Origin of the sequence: Mesorhizobium captivum (genome assembly GCF_033977165.1) — a bacterium.
Classification (GTDB): domain Bacteria; phylum Pseudomonadota; class Alphaproteobacteria; order Rhizobiales; family Rhizobiaceae; genus Mesorhizobium; species Mesorhizobium captivum.
This window is the reverse complement of record NZ_JAVIJB010000014.1, coordinates 115248-133838: the sequence shown is the minus strand read 5'-3', so window position 1 is coordinate 133838 and position 18591 is coordinate 115248. Positions and strand designations below refer to the sequence as shown.

The following is an 18591-nucleotide window of genomic DNA, read 5'->3' as shown; positions in this document are numbered from 1 at the left end:
GTCGCTCGCCGATAAAAGAGAGCCGGGCTATTCGTAGCGTTCGCGCGGATCGTTGCCGTCGAGGAAACCCATGTCCCGCTGCAGATGCGGCGACAATTCCCGGACATCGACATAACCGCGCTTGCGGCTGGCGAGCCATGAAAATTCCCGCGCCAGCAGCGAAATCCAATTGCGTGCCGGGGTCGAAACGAATTTTTCCTGAATCGTGGTCATGATCGTCAGCCTTCGCCATGCTTGAACTGTATTGATCTTCGACCCCAAATATCGGGCTGATTGGCAGGTGCTTCCAATCAAACGTCGATCATGACCCATAAGGAGGCCTTATGCCCGATCTGAGCTCCCGGCAGAATGTCCAACTCCCGCCGCTGCAGGCGATCCGAGTCTTCGAGGCTGTGGCCAGGCACCTCTCCTTCACAAAGGCCGCCGAGGAGCTCGGCATGACCCAGGCCGCCGCGAGTTATCAGATCAAGCTGCTCGAGGAGCGCATCGGCGCCCCGCTGTTCCTGCGCCGGCCCAAGCAGATCGAGCTGACCGAGCCCGGCAAGCGCCTGGCGCCGGCCGTCAGCGAGGCGTTTGCGCTGTTGAGCGGCGCCTACTCGGCCGCCCGAGCCGGAGCAGATGGCATGCTTTGCGTTTCCACCTTGCTTACCTTCGCTTCCAATTGGCTGGCGCAGCACCTGGGCTCTTTCCAGGTCGCTCATCCCTCGCTTGCCGTGCGTGTCGATACCTCGAATCGTGTCGTCGATTTCGCCCGCGAGGATATCGACATCGCCATCCGTTCCGGCGGCGGCAAATGGCCGGGCGTGGAAACGCATATGTTGTTCAGGGCCGACTTCACCCCGGTGCTCAGCCCCAGGCTTGCCGCCAGCATCGGCGGCGTCAAGGAGCCGGCCGACCTGCTCAAGCTGCCGATCCTCGATCCGGGCGACATCTGGTGGCAGGAATGGTTCGCGCTTGCCGGTCTGCCGGCGGAAGAGCTTGCCAGCCGCCCCGGTACCAGCATGGGTGCGCAGGCCTATGAGGCTAATGCCGCTATGGCCGGCCACGGCGTGGCGATCCTGACCAGGGCCCTGTTCAAGAACGAACTCGCCGACGGCAGGCTGATCCAGCCCTTCGACTTGGTCGGCGACGACGGCCATGCCTACTGGCTGGTCTATCCCACGGCCCGGCGCAACGTGCCGAAGATCCGTGCCTTCCGCGACTGGATCCTCGCCGAGATCGCCTGCCAGTAGACCGGCGTCCCTCAATCTCCGTTCCGAATGACCTGACCGCGTTCCCCGGCAGGGTCACGTTGCGTCATTTCTGCTGCGCTGCAGCATCGATTCCGGCTTGACATAATTCACGCAAAGTGAGTAATTGCCCACAGCCAAGGCAAATGCTCATCTTGGTTTATGGGAGGAATTGATGAAACTTCGCACGCTCACCCTGGGCCTATTGTCGGCCAGCGCCCTTGCATTCGCCGCGCATGCCGAATCCATCACCATCGCCACCGTCAACAATGGCGACATGGTCCGCATGCAGAAGCTGACGGACGACTTCACCAAGGCTAACCCCGACATCAAGCTCAACTGGGTCACCCTGGAAGAGAACGTTCTGCGCGAGCGCGTCACCACCGATATCGCCACCAAGGGCGGCCAGTACGACGTGATGACCATCGGCACCTATGAGGTTCCGATCTGGGCCAAGCAGAGCTGGCTCTTGCCGCTCGACAAGCTCGGCGACGACTACGACGTCAAGGACATCATCCCGGCCATCGCCGGCGGTCTCTCGGTCGACGGCAAGCTCTATGCCGCGCCCTTCTACGGCGAGAGCTCCTTCGTCATGTACCGCAAGGACCTGATGGAGAAGGCCGGCCTCAAGATGCCCGACGCCCCGACCTGGGACTTCATCAAGCAGGCCGCCGACAAGATGACCGACCGCGCCAACGGCGTGAACGGCGTCTGTCTGCGCGGCAAGGCCGGCTGGGGCGAGAACATGGCCTTCCTCACCGCCATGTCGAACTCCTTCGGCGCGCGCTGGTTCGACGAGAACTGGAAGCCGCAATTCGACCAGCCGGAATGGAAGAACACGCTGCAGTTCTATGTCGACCTGATGAAGGCCGACGGTCCCGAGGGCGCTTCGTCCAACGGTTTCAATGAGAACCTGGCGCTCTTCCAGCAGGGCAAATGCGGCATGTGGATCGACGCTACCGTCGCCGCCTCCTTCGTCTCCGATCCGAAGGCCTCGCAGGTTGCCGACAAGGTCGGCTATGCGCTGGCGCCCGACACCGGTCTCGGCAAGCGCGGCAACTGGCTGTGGGCATGGTCGCTGGCCGTTCCCGCCGGCACGCAGAAGGCCGATGCCGCCGAGAAGTTCGTGTCGTGGGCAACCAGCAAGCACTATGCCGAACTGGTTGCCTCGAAGGAAGGCTGGGCCAATGTTCCGCCGGGAACGCGCTCGTCGCTCTACGCCAATCCGGAGTATCAGAAGGCCGCTCCCTTCGCGAAGATGACATTGGACTCCATCAACGCCGCCGATCCGACGCATCCGACCGTCAAGCCGGTGCCCTATGTCGGCGTGCAGTTCGTGGCCATTCCTGAATTCCAGGGCCTCGGCACCACCGTCGGCCAGCTCTTCTCGGCCGCCCTCGCCGGCCAGTCGAGCGTCGACGATGCGCTGAAGCAGGCGCAGGACGCGGCGACCGCCGCGATGACCGAAGGCGGCTATATCCAGTAAGGCTCCTCCCGGTGCCGAACGCCGGTAGCGCATCATGACCGGCACTGGCCGCCCGAAACCCAGTTCGGGCGGCCACCTTTGCAATCAGGAAATTTGGCACGACTCTGAAATCCGGCCGACTATTGGAGGGTGACCGTCATGGCTACTCAGCAAACCCGTTCGCTTGCCCGTTTCATGATGGCGCCATCGGTGATCCTGCTGTTCATCTGGATGATCGTGCCGCTGGTCTTTACGATCTGGTTCTCGTTCCTCCAGTACAACCCGCTCAATCCGATCCGCGACGGGTTCGTCTGGTTCTCCAATTACAAGCTCTTTTATTCCAACCCGGCCTTCCTGCAGTCGATTCTCAATACGCTGACCATCGTCGTCAGCGTGCTGGTCATCACGGTGATCGGCGGCATCCTTCTGGCGCTGCTCCTCGACCAGCCGATCTGGGGCCAGGGGTTCGTGCGCATTCTCGTCATCTCGCCGTTCTTCGTCATGCCGCCGGTCGCGGCACTGGTGTGGAAAAACATGATCATGCACCCGCAATATGGCGTCTTCGCCGATATTGCCCGCTTCTTCGGCGCCAACCCCATCGACTGGTTCGGGCAGCACCCGCTGACGGCGGTCATCCTCATCGTCGCCTGGCAGTGGCTGCCCTTCGCGACGCTGATCCTGCTCACATCCCTGCAATCGCTCGACGCCGAGCAGAAAGAGGCGGCCGAGATGGACGGCGCCGGCTTCCTCAGCCGTTTCTGGTACCTGACGTTGCCGCACATGTCGCGCGCTATTACCGTCGTCATCCTGATCCAGACGATCTTCCTGCTCTCGATCTATGCCGAGATACTGGTCACCACCAATGGCGGCCCGGGCTATGCCTCCACCAACCTGCCGTTCCTCGTCTACCAGAAGGCGCTGTTGGAATTCAAAATCGGCCAGGCGTCCGCAGGTGGCGTCATCGCGGTCATTCTCGCCAACATCGTCGCCTTCTTCGTCATGCGCGCCGTCGGCAAGAACCTGGACAGGTGAAGGAGGAGACGATGCTGCGTGCGCTGAACCACCCCCACTCCGTCCCGCTGCGCGGGACACCTCTCCCCCTGCCCGGGGGAGAGGAAACGCCTACATCGAAGCCGCGCCCTTCCTCTACCCCGTCGATCGGGGGAGAGGTGGTTTGCGCAGCAAACCGGAGTGGGGGTCGACCCTGCCGCCAACATCGCCGATACGGGAGGACCTGACCATGGCACGCGCAGTCACCACCCAGCACAAGACGATCGCCACGGCCGCAGCCTGGATCGTCGCGCTTTTGATCTTCTTCCCGATCCTTTACACGATCATCACCTCGTTCAAGTCGGAGCAGGAGGCGATCCAGGGCTTCGCCCTGATCCCGTCGGGCACCACCGAAAGCTATGCCGAAGTGCAGGCGCAGAGCAGCTATTTCAAGTTCTTCCTGAATTCGGTGATCCTGTCGGTCGGCTCGACCATCCTGGCTCTCGTCATCGCGATACCGGCGGCGTGGTCGATGGCCTTCTCGCCGACCAAGCGGACCAAGGACATCCTGATGTGGATGCTCTCCACCAAGATGATGCCGGCCGTCGCCGTGCTGTTCCCGATCTACCTGATCTTCCGCGACACCGGCCTGCTCGACAGCCGCATCGGCCTCACAGTGATGCTGATGCTGATCAACCTGCCCATCGTGGTCTGGATGCTCTACACCTACTTCCGCGAGATCCCGGGTGAGATCCTCGAAGCGGCGCGCATGGACGGCGCCTCGCTGTGGAACGAGATCATCTATGTGCTGACGCCGATGGCGGTCCCAGGCATCGCGTCGACCATGCTGTTGAACATCATCCTGGCCTGGAACGAAGCGTTCTGGACGATCCGGCTGACCACCACCGACGCCGCGCCGCTTACCGCCTTCATCAGCTCCTTCTCAAGTCCGCAAGGCCTGTTCTGGGCCAAGCTCTCGGCGGCCTCGACACTGGCGATCGCCCCGATCCTGATCATGGGCTGGTTCAGCCAGAAACAACTGGTGCGCGGCCTGACCTTTGGCGCCGTGAAGTAAGATTCGCAAGCGGCGGACGAAATCCCCGGGAGGAAACCATGGGAAATATCACGCTCAAGAACGTCTCCAAGTCCTTCGGGTCGACGACGATCATTCCGAACATCGACCTTAAGATCGAGGACGGCGAGTTCGTCGTGTTCGTAGGCCCGTCGGGTTGCGGCAAGTCCACGCTGCTCAGGCTGATCGCCGGCCTCGAGGACACCAGCGGCGGCACCATCAGCATCGATGGCCGTGACGTGACCGGCGAGGCGCCGGCCAAGCGCAAGCTTGCCATGGTCTTCCAGTCCTACGCGCTCTACCCGCACATGACGGTCGCCAAGAACATCGCCTTCCCGCTGAAGATGGCCGGCGAAGACCAGGCGACCATCGACAAGAAGGTCAAGGACGCAGCGCGTATCTTGAACCTCACCAACTATCTCGAGCGTCGTCCGGGCCAGCTCTCCGGCGGCCAGCGCCAGCGCGTCGCCATCGGCCGCGCCATCGTGCGCCAGCCTTCGGCCTTCCTGTTCGACGAGCCGCTGTCGAACCTCGACGCAGCGCTTCGCGGCACCATGCGGCTGGAGATCAGCGAGCTGCACCATCAGCTGAAGACGACGATGGTCTACGTCACCCACGACCAGGTCGAGGCCATGACCATGGCCGACAAGATCGTGGTGCTCAACGCCGGCAACATCGAGCAGGTTGGCTCGCCGATGGAGCTCTACCGCACGCCGAAGAACCTCTTCGTCGCCGGCTTCATCGGCTCGCCCAAGATGAACCTGATCGAAGGCGCGCCGGCCGACAAATACGGCGCCAAGACCATCGGCATCCGGCCCGAGCACATCAACATCTCGACCACGGCGGGCGACTGGAAGGCGACGGTCGGCGTTGCCGAGCATCTCGGTTCCGACACCTTCCTGCATGTCCAGACGGACGGCATCGGCACGATCAACGTGCGCGCCGACGGCGAGGTCGCCGTCAAGCATGGCGACACCGTCTATCTGACGCCCGACAAGACCAAGCTCCATCGCTTCGGCGCCGACGGCAAGGCGCTGGCCCAGTGAGGACGGGACAGTGAGGCTGAAAGGCAAATCGGCGCTGATCACCGGGTCGGCGCGCGGCATCGGCAGGGCCTTCGCCGAAGCCTATGTGCGCGAAGGCGCCACGGTGGCGATCGCCGACATCAATCTCGGAGCGGCGGAGGCGACGGCGAAGGCGATCGGTCCGGCCGCCCATGCGGTCGGGCTCGACGTCACCGACCAGTCCTCGATCGAGGCCGCGGTGAAAGCGGTCGAGGCGAAGGCCGGCGGCTTGGACATCCTGATCAACAACGCCGCCCTGTTCGATCTGGCGCCGATCGTCGAGATCAGCCGGGCGAGCTACGACAAGCTGTTCTCCGTCAATGTCGCCGGCACGCTGTTCATGCTGCAGGCAGCCGCGCGATCGATGATCGCGCGCGGGAAGGGCGGCAGGATCATCAACATGGCGAGCCAGGCCGGCCGCCGCGGCGAGCCGCTGGTCGCGGTCTATTGCGCCACCAAGGCCGCCGTCATTTCGCTCACCCAGTCGGCCGGGCTCGACCTGATCAAGCACCGCATCAACGTCAACGCGATTTCGCCGGGCGTCGTCGACGGCGAGCATTGGGATCACGTCGATGCGCTGTTCGCCAAATACGAGAACCGGCCGAAGGGCGAGAAGAAGCGCCTGGTCGGCGAGAGCGTGCCCTACGGCCGCATGGGCCGGGCGGAAGACCTGACCGGCATGGCGGTTTTCCTCGCCAGCGACGAGGCCGAATACATTGTCGCCCAGACCTACAATGTCGATGGCGGCCAATGGATGAGTTGATGGGCATGAGTTGAGGGGGAAGGCGCGTCTCCCTTCCTCCGGGAGCATGCGCCGAGGGGCAGGTGAGGGGCGGCACGGAACAGCCGGCGCCGTCCCTCACCGCTCTCCCTGGGGGCGGGAAAAGACGGAATTGTCGGGCCGCGTATCGGCCAAAGGGTAAAAGCAGATGACCGTGAAACTCTCTTCCTCGAACCTCGCAAAGCTTCCTTCGAAGGTTTCCGGACCGAAGTACGACCGCTCCTCTTTGAAAGCCGGCATCGTGCATTTCGGCGTCGGCAATTTTCACCGGTCGCACCAGGCCGTCTATCTCGACGACCTGTTCAATTCCGGACTCGGCCATGACTGGGCGCTGATCGGCGCCGGCGTGTTCGAGGGCGAAAAAGTCGGGCGCTCGAAGCTCGAGGAGCAGGACTGGCTGACCACTGTCGTCGAGCAGGATTCTGGCCATATGAGCGCCCGCGTCACCGGCGCCATGATCGACTTCCTGATGCCAGGCCATGCTGAGGCAATCATCGAGCGGCTTGCCGATCCGGCGATCAAAATCGTGTCGCTGACCATCACCGAAGGCGGCTATTTCATCGATCCGGCTTCCGGCAAGTTCAACCCGGCCCATCCCGACATCGTCGCCGACGCTCAACTGGGCGCTGCGCCGAAAACGGTGTTCGGCATCATCCTTGCCGGGCTGGTGCGCCGGCGCGCCGACGGCATCGTGCCCTTCACCGTCATGTCCTGCGACAACATTCCCCACAACGGCCACGTCACCTCCGACGGCGTCATCGGCCTTGCGCGGTTGATCGACGAGGATTTGGCCAACTGGGTGAGGGACAATGTCGCTTTCCCGAACGGCATGGTCGACCGCATCACGCCGGCAACCACCGACCGCGAGCGCGGCATCCTGGCGAGCGATTTCGGGCTTGAGGACAACTGGCCGGTCTTTTGCGAGCCGTTCAAGCAATGGGTGCTGGAGGATCATTTCACCGCCGGCCGACCGCCGCTCGAAAAGGCCGGCGTGCAGTTCGTCAAGGATGTCTCGCCCTACGAACTGATGAAGATCCGCATCCTCAACGGCGGCCATGCGGCAATCGCCTATCCCGCCGGGCTGATGGACATCCATTTCGTGCATGAGGCAATGCAGGAGCCGTTGGTGCGCGGCTTCCTCGCCAAGCTGGAGCGCGACGAGGTCATCCCGACCGTCCCGCCGGTGCCGGATACGATGCTGGAGGATTACTACCAGCTCATCGAGCGCCGCTTCTCCAACCCGAAGATCGGCGACACCATCCGCCGGCTTTGCCTCGACGGCTCCAACCGGCAGCCGAAATTCATCATCCCGACCATCGCCGACCGGCTGAAGGCGGGCAAGGGCGTCGCCGGCCTGGCGCTGGAATCGGCGCTCTGGTGCCGCTACTGCTTCGGCACCACCGACAGCGGCGCCGTCATCGAGCCGAACGATCCGAGCTGGGACCGTATGCAGGCGACCGCGAAAGCGGCAAAGGACAAGCCCGGCGCCTGGCTTGCCATGGACGACATCTATGGCGATGTCGGCCGCTCGCCGGTTTTCACGCAAGCCTTTGCCCATGCGCTCGACGTGCTTTGGGCAAACGGTGCGCGCGAAACCTTGACGCGCTATCTCGCCGGTAAGCTCTAAGCCACTGGAAGCCCCGGTATGACGCCCGAACTGGTCATCTTCGACTGTGACGGCGTGCTGGTCGACAGCGAGGCGCTTTCCGTCTCGGCGCTGCTCGGCATGATCGAGCTTGCCGGCGGCACCGTCAGCGAGGACGCCGCCTACGAGCATTTCCTTGGCAAGAGCATGAAGAGCGTGCGCGAGATCCTCGGCCGCGATTTCGGCATCGAGATCAGCGACCAGCATCTCACCGCCATGCGCGCCGAGCTGATGCGCAAGTTCCGCGAGGAACTGAAGCCGATCCCCGGCATCAAGGAGATCCTGCCAAGGCTGGGATTGCCCTGTTGCGTCGCCTCTTCCGGCACGCTTGAGCGCATCCGCTACGCGCTCGAGGTCACCGGCCTGCTGGGCTGGCTGGAGTCCAACCTCTTCAGCGCCGCCATGGTCAAGCGCGGCAAGCCGGCGCCGGACCTGTTCCTCCATGCCGCCGCCGCCATGCGGGCAAACCCGCGCGAATGCCTGGTCATCGAGGACAGTCCGGCCGGCATCGCCGCGGCGCGGGCGGCGGGCATGCGCGTCTTTGCCTTCACCGGCGGCTCGCACGCGAACAACCCCGTGCTGAAGGCGCGGCTTGCGTCGACCGAACCGGACTTTATATTCGCTGACATGCTGCAATTGCCCGATCTGATTGCAGGCCTGGGAGCGAGAGTAAAAGCATCTTGAGGAGTTTCGTTTGCGCGGTCGATGTCGGCACCGGGAGCGCTCGCGCGGGCATTCTCGACGCTCGGGGCAATCTGCTCGGCCGCGCCGAGCGGCCGATCGCCATGCACCAGCCCAAGCCCGATCACGCCGAGCATGATTCGGAAAATATCTGGTCGGCCGTCTGCGCTGCCGTGCGCGCCGCGCGTGAGAAGGCGAACGTCGCAGCCGCGGATATCGTCGGCGTCTCCTTCGATGCCACCTGCTCGCTGGTGGTGCGCGACAGGCAGGGCGGCCAGCTCAGTGTCTCGGTCACCGGCGAGAAGCGCTGGGACACCATAGTCTGGCTCGATCATCGCGCCATCGCCGAGGCCGACGAATGCACCAGAAGCGGCCACGCCGTGCTCGATTATATCGGCGGCGTGATGTCGCCGGAAATGGAAACGCCGAAGCTGATGTGGCTGAAGCGCAACCTGCCCGGGACATGGAACGAAGCCGGCTATCTGTTCGACCTCGCCGATTTCCTGACCTGGAAGGCGACCGGCTCGCTCGCGCGCTCGCAATGCACGCTGACCGCCAAATGGACCTATCTCGCGCATGAGGAGACGGGCTGGCGGCGCGATTTCTTCGAGCTCGTCGGCCTCGGCGATCTTTTCGAGCACGGCAACCTTCCGGAAAAGGCCAGCCCCGTCGGTGCCGATATCGGCCCACTGACGGCCAATGCGGCGGCAGATCTCGGCCTTACGGAAAAATGCCGGGTCGGCGCAGGCGTCATCGACGCCTATGCCGGCGCGCTCGGCGTGCTCGGCGGCTTTGCCGGCGACGAGACGGACATCAGCCGGCACCTGGCGCTGATTGCCGGCACATCATCCTGCGTCATGGCGATGTCGCCGGATCCGCAGCCTTTCGCCGGCGTCTGGGGTCCATACTATGGCGCGGCGTTGCCAAAACTCTGGCTGTCGGAAGGCGGCCAGTCGGCGACGGGCGCGCTGCTCGACCACATCATCCGCTGGCACGGCGCTGGCGGCGAGCCGGATGCAGCGATGCATGCGAAGATCGCCAAGCGCGTCGCCGAACTGCGCGCCGTGGAGGGCGATGCGCTGGCGGCAAGGCTGCATGTGCTGCCGGATTTCCATGGCAACCGCTCGCCGCTCGCCGACCCGCATGCGGTCGGCGTCGTCAGCGGCCTGACGCTGGACTCCTCCTTCGACAGCCTGTGCAAGCTCTACTGGCGCACCGCCGTCGGCATCGCGCTCGGCGTGCGCCATGTGCTGGAGGCGCTGAACGAGAACGGCTATTTGATCGACACGCTGCATGTCACCGGCGGCCACACCAAGAACCCGCTGCTGATGGAACTCTATGCCGACGCCACCGGCTGCACCGTCATCGAGCCGCTGGCCGACGAGGCGGTGCTGCTCGGCACCGGCATGGTGGCGGCGACCGCGGCCGGACTCTACCCCGACCTCAACGCGGCCTGTGTCGCCATGCAGCAGGGCGGCAAGACGCGCGCTTCGAACCCGGCTGCCGGTGCCCGCTTCGACCGCGACTACCGCGTCTTCCTCGAGATGCACCGCCAGCGGCGGGCGTTGGATGAGATAGGATAGACTGGCCCGAGCTATTGTTTGCGAAGCGACATACCCGTCGCCGCGTCGAACAGATGGATGCTTTCTACGTCGAAGGTGTAACGCACGGGCGCGCGCAGCTCAGGGCATTCGCGGGCCGGCACCAGCGCGCTGATCTCCTTGCCGCCGGAGCCTAAAGTCACCAGCGCGTCGTTGCCGTGGAATTCGATGAGGTCGGCCGTGCCGAGCAAGAGATTGCTGACCGCATCGGCGTTCGCCGTCTTCAGGTCCGGAGGCCGGATGCCGAGAACGGCGCGATCGCCATGCTGCAGATGGAAGCCCCGGCCCTCGATCGAAAGAACCGTTCCGGCGCCGTTCAGCGTCCAGCCGTTTCCGGACCGGCCGACCGTCACCTCGACAAAATTCATGTTCGGCGTGCCGATGAAGCCCGCCACGAACATGTTTTTGGGCCGGCGATAGATCTCGGCAGGCGAGCCGATCTGCTCGATCACGCCGTCCTTCAAGAGCACGATGCGGTCGGCGAGAGTCATCGCTTCGAGCTGGTCGTGGGTGACATAGACCGTCGTGGTTTTCAGCGACTGGTGCAGCCTGGCGATCTCGACGCGCATATGGTTGCGCAGCTTGGCGTCGAGGTTGGACAACGGTTCGTCGAACAGGAACACTTTCGGCGTCTTGATCATGGCGCGCGCGATCGCAACGCGCTGCTGCTGGCCGCCGGAAAGCTCGGTCGGCTTGCGGCCGAGATAGGGCTCGAGCCCAAGCGTCCTGGAAACCGCCTCGACCCGCTTCTTGATGTCCGTCGCCGGTACCTTTTGTCGCCTCAGTCCGAAGGCGATGTTGTCGAAGATCGTCATGTGCGGATAGAGCGCGTAGTTCTGGAACACCATGGCGATGCCGCGGTCGCCGGGCTCGAGATCATTCACCACCTTGCCGCCGATCGAAACCTCGCCGCCGCTGATATCCTCCAGCCCGGCCAGCATCCTGAGCAGGGTCGACTTGCCGCAGCCGGAGGGGCCCAGGAACACGACGAATTCGTGCTCCTCGATCGCAAGGTTGAGGTCGCGGATGACGGTCGTGGCGCCATAGGCCTTGTCGACATGGGAGCAAACGATCGCGGACATGGGTCAGCCCTTCTCGCCGGTGAGCAGGATTTGCAGCTTGACGTCTTGCGGGTTGCCCTGCGCCGCCCGCTCGAATGCCTTGATGCTGTCCAGGAAATCATAGGTGCCGGTGATCAGCGGCTTGAGGTCGACCTTGCCGGAGGCGATCAATTGCAGGGCACGGTCGAAGATGTTGGCGTAGCGGAACACCGTCTCGATGCGCACTTCCTTGGAGATCGCCGCCGGCACGTCGAGGCTGACCGGCTCGACCGGCAGCCCGACCAGCACCAGCGCGCCGCCCGGCCGCATGACGTCGAACAGATTGGCGAAGGCCTTGGGGCTGCCGCTCGCCTCGAACACGATGTCGGCGCCCCACCCGTCGGTGGCCATGCGTACCGCCTCGACCAGCGACTGCTCGCCGATATTGACCGGCACGATGCCCGGATACTGCGAGGCGATCTTGAGCTTGGGTGCGGAGAAGTCGGAAATCAGCACTTTCGAGCATCCGCCCGCCAGCGCAGCCAGCGCGATCATGATGCCGATCGGGCCGCAGCCGACGACGACGGCGACATCGCCGGGAACGATGCGTGCCCGGGCGGCCGCCTGCATGCCGATGGCGAAGGGCTCGACCATCGCGCCTTCGGCGAAGGAGACATTGTCCGGCAATCTGTAGGTAAAGGTGGCCGGGTGAACAGCGTAGGGCGCCAGCACGCCATGCACGGGCGGCGTCGCCCAGAAGCGCACGTCCGGATCAACATTGTAGATGCCGAGCTTCGTCGCGCGCGACGACAGGTTCGGCACGCCGGGCTCCATGCAGACGCGGTCGCCGACCTTCAGGCTCGTGACATTGGCGCCAACCTCGACGATCGTTCCCGACGCCTCATGGCCAAGCACCATCGGCTGGCGCACGATGTAGCTGCCGATGGCGCCATGCGTGTAGTAATGCACGTCGCTGCCGCAGACGCCGACAGTGTGGATGGCGATCCTGACTTCGTCCGGTCCGACATCGAGCGGCAGCGCGATCTCGCGCAGCGACAGTTCGCCTTTTTTCTCAAGCACCAGTGCCCGCATCGGGTATCCTCGCATCATCTTTTCTTTTGCCGGAAAACGGAATTCAGGAAGCCGCTCAGCACGCCGAGGAACAGCAGCGGCGGCAGCGAGAGCAACACCACCGAGGCGTTGAGGATCCCCCAGGGCACGTTCATGCCTTGCTGGGACAGTTCCGAAGCGACGATCGGCAAGGTCTTGGCATTGGAGCTCGACAGCATCAGCGCGATCAGGAACTCGTTCCAGACCAGAACGAAGCTGAAGGCGATGGCGCCGGCGAGCGAACGCGCCGCGACGGGGAGCGCAATCCGCCAGAACACCGAATAGGCGCCGTAGCCGTCGACGAAGGCCGCTTCCTCGACCTCCTTCGGCACGCCCTGGAAGGCAGGGATCGCCAGCCACATGATCACCGAGATGGTGAGCAGCGAATAGGTGACGATCAAAGCCGACAAAGTGTCGTAGAGACCGACCTGCAGCCAGATCACCATCAGCGGAATGGCCACCGCCACCGGCGGCAGGAAGCGCAGCGACAGCACGAAGAACTGGATGTCGCCGGCGAAGCGGTTGGGATAGCGCGCCACCGCATAGGCGGCCGGCAGGCCGAGCGCGACGCCGATCAGCACCGCCGAGCCGCAGGCGACGATTGAGTTGTAGAGCCCGGTCAGCACGCTGTCGCGGCCGAGGATGTAGCCGATATTGGCGAGCGTCGGCGAAAACACCAGGCGCGGCACGCGGGTGATGATGTCGACATTGTTCTTCAGCGCGTTGAGCGCCGTCCAGACGAGCGGGAACACGGCCAGGAAACCGGCCAGCGCCAGTATTGCCTTTGCGATCAGGCGGCCCAGTCTTATCGGATATGGCCTCATGCCTGCACCCGCTTCCAAAGCATGGTGAAGGTGATGACCGTTGCCACCATCATCAGCACCGCCATGGCCGATGCGTAGGAGACCTTGCCGGACTCGATGAAGCCCTGCGAGAAGGCGTACATGTCGAGTGTCTCGGTCGCGACGCCAGGTCCGCCGCGCGTCATCACATAGATCAGGTCGAACGAGCGCAGCGATTCGATCATCTTGACGAACATCAGGCTGATCAGTGGCGCCTTGAGCATCGGCAGGGTGACATAGGCGTGGATCTGCCAGCGCTTGGCATGGTCGAGCCGCGCCGCCTCGATCGGCTGCGGCGGCAAGGTCTCGAGCAGCTTGAGCACGATGACTGCGAAGAACAGGCCCCATTGCCAGACGTCGACCGACGCGACGGCGAACAGTGCCGTCGAGGCCTTGGACAGCGGGTCGAAGATCAGCCCGCCGGTGATGAGCCGGTAGGGATAGGTGGCGATGCCGTAGAGCGGGTGGTAGGCGAACTTCCACACGAAAGCCGCCGAGACGCGCGGCAGCAGAACCGGGATGATGAACAGCAGGCAGTAGACGTTGCGCAAGCGCGGCGAAGCGACCTCGAACATCAGCACGCCGAGCCCGATCGCCACCGCCATCGTCGCCACGACGGTGACGATCTCCCATTTCACCGAAACCCAGACGGCGTTGAGGAAGCGGCGGTCGAGGAAGAGATCGGCGAAGTTCGAGAACCAGACCCAGGAATAGCCAGGCGCGCTCAATTCGCGGTTCTGCAGGGCAATCACAATGGCATAGAGCGTCGGCACCATCGACAGCACGAGCAGGATGGCGAGCGTCGGAACGAGAAAGATGACGGGCAGGGAAGAGCGTCGGCGCATTGCCTATCCTTGGTATATCGCGGATGCACTGGAATCGCTGGCGTGAACCCGCGGCGCACGGGTCCGGCATTCCGACGAATGCCGCCGACCCTGCGCCGCGGGCGGGAGGATTACTTCTTCTTCACCAGCTCGTTGGCGTAGGCATCGAGCTCGTTCAGGCCGCCCTTGATGTCGGTGCGGGTGCCGGTGACCAGCTCCTCGAGGATGATGCCCCAGCGGTCGCCGAGATCGGGCCAGCGCGGATCCTGCCAGAAGTTCACTGCCGTCACCTTGCCGGTGTCGGCCAGCGCCTGGCCGAGATCGGAGCCGTAGATGTCGGCGAATTCCTTGCTGGAGAGGATGCTGGTGCGGTTGAGCTCGCCGAACTGATGCGCGTCGAGCCGGCGCTTCTCGTTCTCCTTCGACGTCGCCCAGGCGATGAACAAGCCGGCGCATTTCTTCGAGGCGTCGTCTTGGTTGGCCTTGGTGCCGATGGCGAGCCCGTGGCCGTAGCCGCCTCCGGGCAGCGGCGAAGGCGGCGGCAGGAAGCCGACCTTGCCGACGACCTGCGAGGTCTTCGGATCGACCGCCATGCCGGACAGCGGCGTCGATTCGACGAGGATGGCGACCTGGCCGGAGAGGAAGGCGCCGGTCGATTCATCCCAGCTGCCGGTCTGCGTGCCGGGAGCCGAGTCCTTGAACAGCTTGAGATAGGTCTCGGTCGCCTTCACGGCCGCGTCCGAATTGAAAGCCGGCTTGTCGCCGTCGAACCACTTGCCGCCATAAGCCTTGAAGAAAGGCATCCAGCGCCACACATTGGCGCCCGAGCCGCGCGCGCCGCGCAGCGCGATGCCGTACATGCCCTTGTCGGGGTCGTTCAGCTTCGCCACGTTGGCGATCAGCTCGTCCAGCGTCTTCGGCGGTTGGACGCCGGCGGCCTCCAGCACGTCCTTGCGGTAGACCATCAGGTCGCCGCCGCCGGTCAGCGGTGCGAACCAGACCTTGCCGTCATAGGTGGCGACCTTCTGGCGGCCCGGATCGAAATCGGCGAAGTCGTATTCAGCCGGATAATAATCGGTCAGCGGCGCGATCCAGCCCGAGGACGCGAACAGCGCCACATTGGCCTCGTCGACATAGTAGACGTTGTAATTGCCGACGGTGGAGGCATCGGCGCGCGACTTGGCCCGCCGGTCGTTCTCGTTGAGATAGTCGATCTGGAAGGAAGCGCCGGAGAGCTTCTTGAACTCGTCCTTGGAGTCCTCCAGAAGCGTCAGCCCGTCGCGCGGCTGTGCCAGCACCTTGACGGGCGCAGAGCAGACCGGCGCCTGCGCCAATGCTGCGGTTGATACGGAAGCGGTAAGCACGAACGCTGCGCCGAGGCCGGCAGCGAGCCGATTTGATTTCATTGGTTTTTCTCCTCCAGGAACACTCGCAGGAAGCGGAGGTCCTCGGGCTAAGCGACCCTCACCGTCGCCCGGGCGACCTGCCACCCGTCGCCAAAATGAGGAGTTGAACAGGGCGAGACTAGAAGCCTTGTTGCGACAAACCTGTACTTTTATGCATTGTGCGGCGCAAAAAATGGCACACGCGGAGTCTGTCTGTCACACGAGTATCAGTGCCGTCAGAGAGAGTCGATCTTCGCCCGATCAGGCCCGCAGTGTCAGCCGCTGTCGCGACAGCTTGCGGTAGGATGACGGCGTCATCTTGTGCTTGCGCAGGAAGGCGCGGTTGAAGTTGGAGATGTTCATGTAGCCGACCTGGAAGCAGATGTCGGTGATCGGGATGTCGGTGTCGGCAAGAAGCTTGCAGGCCTGCCAGAGTCTTAGCTTGGCGACGTGGTCGCTGAAGCTGTTGCCGGTGTTCTTCTGGAAGAAGCGAGAGAAAGTGCTTTCGCTCATTCCAGCAAGTGCGGCCAGCTCCGGCAGCTTCAAATCTTCGGCGAAGTGCTGGAAGAGTTAGGTCAACGTGCGCTGGATGATGTCCAACGAGGCGGCGTCGAGCACCGGCGAGAAATCCGGCGACGACAGGAGCTCGTACTCGTCGGTCCTGGCCAGCATATCGACCAGTTCGAGGAACAGGCGGAAGCGGGTGAGCCCTTGCACGGTGCCCATCCGCTCCATCAGCTCGGCGCCGTCGATCGCGGTGCGACCATGGAAGACCGTGCCGCGCAGCGAGCGCTCCAGAAACGGCTCCAGCTCGCGCAGTTCCGGCAGCAGCCCGGCCGAACCTCGTAGTCGCTCCGGGTCGAACTGCAGCACGATATCGCGGCCCTCGATCAGCTCGCCCGGCTGCACCGCCGTCACCCAGTCGTGCGGCAGGCCGGCACCGACGATCGTCAGATAGCCCGGCCCGAACTCGCCGATATGGTCGCCGACCAGCACTACGCCCGAGGACTTCCTGAGCAGATGGATCTCGTATTCGGGGTGAAAATTCCAGACATTGCGCTCCCACGGATAGTCGTCCAGCCGCCACAGGAAGCTCTCGCTCGCCTCGGTGACGATATGCTCGAAGGCCGGCGCCGTTCGCGGGATCGCGGCCGTGTTCTTTCTGCGCCTGAACGGCATCCATTCCTCCCGGCATGTTTCGCCGGCTCTGCGTATCGTCGCACATCCGTAGCAGCCACGGGCCGGCAAGTGAACGCGGTCGCCGGCTTGCCGCTGGATCAACGACTGGCCGCTCCTCCTCCCTTGCCAACATGTCGCATTTCGTTCAATAGACGGCGCAAACGGCGCGAATTTTCGCCGTTGCGTGCGGCTTCCGGGCCTCGTCCCGACGTGCCGCGATCTGAAAGAGCGGAAAATGTCTGCGATCGAAGCCGGCGCTCGCGCGCCGGAAAATCTTTGGCGTCAGGAAATCAGGGCAACGCTGGCGCTCGCCTGGCCGATGGTGCTCACCAATCTCGGCCAGACCGCCATGACCGCGACCGACGTCATGATGATGGGCAGGCTGGGGCCGGATACGCTCGCCGCCGGCGCGCTCGGCTCCAACCTCTATTTCATGCCGCTGATCTTCGGGCTCGGCTTGATGCTGGCGACCTCGCCGATGATGGCGACCGAGCTTGGCCGTCGCCGCCATTCCGTGCGCGACCTGCGCCGCACCGTGCGCCAGGGTCTGTGGCTGGCGGTCCTCGTCTCGATCCCGATCTGGCTGTTCCTCTGGCACGGCAAAGAGGTGCTTTTGGCCATGGGTCAGAAGCCGGAGCTCGCGCATCAAGCCGGCATCTACCTGCGCTGGCTGCAATGGGCGGTGCTGCCCTTCTACGGCTATATCGTGCTGCGCTCCTTCATCTCGGCGCTGGAGCGGCCGGGCTGGGCGCTGATCATCGTGTTCGTCGCAGTAGCCTGCAACGCCTTCTTCAACTGGGTGTTCATGTTCGGCAATCTCGGCGTATCGGCCATGGGCATCGCCGGCTCGGGCCTTGCCACCTCGCTATCGAGCATCCTGATGTTTGCCGGTCTGACCGCCGTGGTGTTGCTTGAGAAAAAATTCCGCCGTTATCGCCTGTTCGGTCGCTTCTGGCGCTCCGACTGGCCGCGTTTTCGCGGCCTGCTCAGGCTCGGCCTGCCGATCGCCGGCATACTTGCCTTCGAGGTGACGATCTTCAACGCGGCAGCACTCCTGATGGGCCTGATCGACGCGGATTCGCTTGCCGCCCATGCCATCGCCATCCAGATCGCCTCGATCTCCTTCATGGTGCCGCTCGGCCTCAACCAGGCGGTCACCGTCCGCGTCGGGCTCGCTCATGGCGCCGGCAATCCCGAAGGCGTCTCGCGCGCCGGCTGGACCGCCTTTGTCATCGGCGTTTCGTTCATGGCGCTGATGGGACTGGTGATGATCCTGTGGCCGCATCTGTTGATCAGCGCCTTCATCGACCTTGCCGATCCGGCCAATACCAGGGTGATCGGGCTTGCCGTCTCGTTCCTGGCCTTTGCCGCACTTTTCCAGATTTTCGACGGCGCGCAGGCGGTGGCCGCCGGCATGCTGCGCGGCCTGCACGACACCAAGGTGCCGATGATCTATGCCGCGATCGGCTATTGGGGCGTCGGCCTGCCGCTCGGCGTGCTGCTCGCCTTCCATTTCGGCTTCCACGGCGTCGGCATCTGGATCGGCCTGGCGTCGGGGCTGGCCGTGGTGGCGGCGCTTCTGCTCGCGCGCTGGCTGCGGCGTGATCGCATCGCGCCGGCGCTGTCCTTCAGCCATTGAGAGACGGCCGCCGGCTCCAGCGCGGCGGCCGTATCGGTTAGAGC

16 protein-coding genes and 1 pseudogene are annotated in these 18591 nt (G+C 64.0%); 10 read left to right on the top strand and 7 right to left on the bottom strand.

All coding sequences use genetic code 11. The annotated features are described in order from the left end of the window. Positions 1–27 precede the first annotated feature (27 nt). The gene (locus RFM40_RS14585; protein WP_320271854.1) at positions 28–213 is read right to left on the bottom strand and encodes a hypothetical protein; all 186 of its coding nucleotides are present in this window, start codon (positions 211–213) and stop codon (positions 28–30) included. A gap of 110 nt (positions 214–323) precedes the next feature. On the opposite strand from RFM40_RS14585, the gene RFM40_RS14580 reads away from it, so the two are divergent. The 9 genes from RFM40_RS14580 to RFM40_RS14540 all read left to right on the top strand — a co-directional run bounded on the left by RFM40_RS14580 (position 324) and on the right by RFM40_RS14540 (position 10510). Beyond that, positions 324–1232, top strand: a complete 909-nt coding sequence (locus RFM40_RS14580) for a LysR substrate-binding domain-containing protein (protein ID WP_320277710.1) — start codon at positions 324–326, stop codon at positions 1230–1232. A gap of 172 nt (positions 1233–1404) precedes the next feature. Further along, positions 1405–2715: an ABC transporter substrate-binding protein gene (locus RFM40_RS14575; RefSeq protein WP_320225094.1), complete on the top strand. Its 1311-nt coding sequence runs from the start codon at positions 1405–1407 to the stop codon at positions 2713–2715. A gap of 138 nt (positions 2716–2853) precedes the next feature. Then, a complete protein-coding gene (locus RFM40_RS14570) occupies positions 2854–3726 on the top strand; it encodes a carbohydrate ABC transporter permease (RefSeq protein ID WP_320225093.1) in 873 nt (290 codons plus the stop codon). Positions 3727–3934: 208 nt separating this feature from the next. After that, entirely contained in the window at positions 3935–4759 is an 825-nt protein-coding gene (locus RFM40_RS14565) for a carbohydrate ABC transporter permease (protein WP_320225092.1), read from the top strand. A gap of 38 nt (positions 4760–4797) precedes the next feature. Then, positions 4798–5802 (top strand): ABC transporter ATP-binding protein, encoded by a 1005-nt coding sequence (locus RFM40_RS14560; RefSeq protein WP_320225091.1) that lies wholly within the window; start codon positions 4798–4800, stop codon positions 5800–5802. Positions 5803–5812: 10 nt separating this feature from the next. Beyond that, complete coding sequence (locus RFM40_RS14555) at positions 5813–6583, top strand: L-iditol 2-dehydrogenase (RefSeq protein ID WP_320225090.1); 771 nt, start codon at positions 5813–5815, stop codon at positions 6581–6583. 166 nt (positions 6584–6749) lie between these two features. Continuing rightward, positions 6750–8228 carry a mannitol dehydrogenase family protein gene (locus RFM40_RS14550; RefSeq protein WP_320225089.1) on the top strand — a complete coding sequence of 493 codons (1479 nt, stop codon included), beginning with the start codon at positions 6750–6752 and terminating at the stop codon, positions 8226–8228. 18 nt (positions 8229–8246) lie between these two features. Then, positions 8247–8930 carry an HAD family hydrolase gene (locus RFM40_RS14545; protein WP_320225088.1) on the top strand — a complete coding sequence of 228 codons (684 nt, stop codon included), beginning with the start codon at positions 8247–8249 and terminating at the stop codon, positions 8928–8930. Next, entirely contained in the window at positions 8924–10510 is a 1587-nt protein-coding gene (locus RFM40_RS14540) for an FGGY-family carbohydrate kinase (RefSeq protein WP_320225239.1), read from the top strand. Before RFM40_RS14545 ends, RFM40_RS14540 begins: the two co-directional genes overlap by 7 nt. An 11-nt stretch (positions 10511–10521) precedes the next feature. Here RFM40_RS14540 and RFM40_RS14535 read toward each other — a convergent pair whose 3' ends face one another. The 6 genes and pseudogenes from RFM40_RS14535 to RFM40_RS14510 form a co-directional block, all read right to left on the bottom strand. After that, positions 10522–11610 carry an ABC transporter ATP-binding protein gene (locus tag RFM40_RS14535; RefSeq protein ID WP_320225087.1) on the bottom strand — a complete coding sequence of 363 codons (1089 nt, stop codon included), beginning with the start codon at positions 11608–11610 and terminating at the stop codon, positions 10522–10524. A gap of 3 nt (positions 11611–11613) precedes the next feature. Further along, complete coding sequence (locus tag RFM40_RS14530) at positions 11614–12660, bottom strand: NAD(P)-dependent alcohol dehydrogenase (protein WP_320225086.1); 1047 nt, start codon at positions 12658–12660, stop codon at positions 11614–11616. A gap of 14 nt (positions 12661–12674) precedes the next feature. Then, positions 12675–13502: a carbohydrate ABC transporter permease gene (locus tag RFM40_RS14525; RefSeq protein ID WP_320225085.1), complete on the bottom strand. Its 828-nt coding sequence runs from the start codon at positions 13500–13502 to the stop codon at positions 12675–12677. Further along, entirely contained in the window at positions 13499–14365 is an 867-nt protein-coding gene (locus RFM40_RS14520) for a carbohydrate ABC transporter permease (protein WP_320225084.1), read from the bottom strand. The genes RFM40_RS14525 and RFM40_RS14520 overlap by 4 nt, the downstream gene beginning before the upstream one ends. A gap of 110 nt (positions 14366–14475) precedes the next feature. After that, a complete protein-coding gene (locus RFM40_RS14515) occupies positions 14476–15750 on the bottom strand; it encodes an ABC transporter substrate-binding protein (RefSeq protein ID WP_320225083.1) in 1275 nt (424 codons plus the stop codon). A 240-nt stretch (positions 15751–15990) separates the two neighbouring features. Further along, positions 15991–16908: pseudogene (locus RFM40_RS14510) on the bottom strand (AraC family transcriptional regulator). Positions 16909–17143: 235 nt separating this feature from the next. Here RFM40_RS14510 and RFM40_RS14505 point away from each other — a divergent pair. Beyond that, the gene (locus RFM40_RS14505) at positions 17144–18547 is read left to right on the top strand and encodes an MATE family efflux transporter (RefSeq protein ID WP_320225081.1); all 1404 of its coding nucleotides are present in this window, start codon (positions 17144–17146) and stop codon (positions 18545–18547) included. The last annotated feature ends 44 nt before the right edge of the window (positions 18548–18591 follow it).

What these genes read in the sequence shown, in the direction of transcription:
- RFM40_RS14585 (WP_320271854.1), bottom strand. Translation starts at nt 213, where the DNA reads ATGACCACGATTCAGGAAAAATTCGTTTCGACCCCGGCACGCAATTGG.
- RFM40_RS14580 (WP_320277710.1), top strand. Translation starts at nt 324, where the DNA reads ATGCCCGATCTGAGCTCCCGGCAGAATGTCCAACTCCCGCCGCTGCAG.
- RFM40_RS14575 (WP_320225094.1), top strand. Translation starts at nt 1,405, where the DNA reads ATGAAACTTCGCACGCTCACCCTGGGCCTATTGTCGGCCAGCGCCCTT.
- RFM40_RS14570 (WP_320225093.1), top strand. Translation starts at nt 2,854, where the DNA reads ATGGCTACTCAGCAAACCCGTTCGCTTGCCCGTTTCATGATGGCGCCA.
- RFM40_RS14565 (WP_320225092.1), top strand. Translation starts at nt 3,935, where the DNA reads ATGGCACGCGCAGTCACCACCCAGCACAAGACGATCGCCACGGCCGCA.
- RFM40_RS14560 (WP_320225091.1), top strand. Translation starts at nt 4,798, where the DNA reads ATGGGAAATATCACGCTCAAGAACGTCTCCAAGTCCTTCGGGTCGACG.
- RFM40_RS14550 (WP_320225089.1), top strand. Translation starts at nt 6,750, where the DNA reads ATGACCGTGAAACTCTCTTCCTCGAACCTCGCAAAGCTTCCTTCGAAG.
- RFM40_RS14545 (WP_320225088.1), top strand. Translation starts at nt 8,247, where the DNA reads ATGACGCCCGAACTGGTCATCTTCGACTGTGACGGCGTGCTGGTCGAC.
- RFM40_RS14535 (WP_320225087.1), bottom strand. Translation starts at nt 11,610, where the DNA reads ATGTCCGCGATCGTTTGCTCCCATGTCGACAAGGCCTATGGCGCCACG.
- RFM40_RS14530 (WP_320225086.1), bottom strand. Translation starts at nt 12,660, where the DNA reads ATGCGGGCACTGGTGCTTGAGAAAAAAGGCGAACTGTCGCTGCGCGAG.
- RFM40_RS14525 (WP_320225085.1), bottom strand. Translation starts at nt 13,502, where the DNA reads ATGAGGCCATATCCGATAAGACTGGGCCGCCTGATCGCAAAGGCAATA.
- RFM40_RS14520 (WP_320225084.1), bottom strand. Translation starts at nt 14,365, where the DNA reads ATGCGCCGACGCTCTTCCCTGCCCGTCATCTTTCTCGTTCCGACGCTC.
- RFM40_RS14515 (WP_320225083.1), bottom strand. Translation starts at nt 15,750, where the DNA reads ATGAAATCAAATCGGCTCGCTGCCGGCCTCGGCGCAGCGTTCGTGCTT.
- RFM40_RS14505 (WP_320225081.1), top strand. Translation starts at nt 17,144, where the DNA reads ATGTCTGCGATCGAAGCCGGCGCTCGCGCGCCGGAAAATCTTTGGCGT.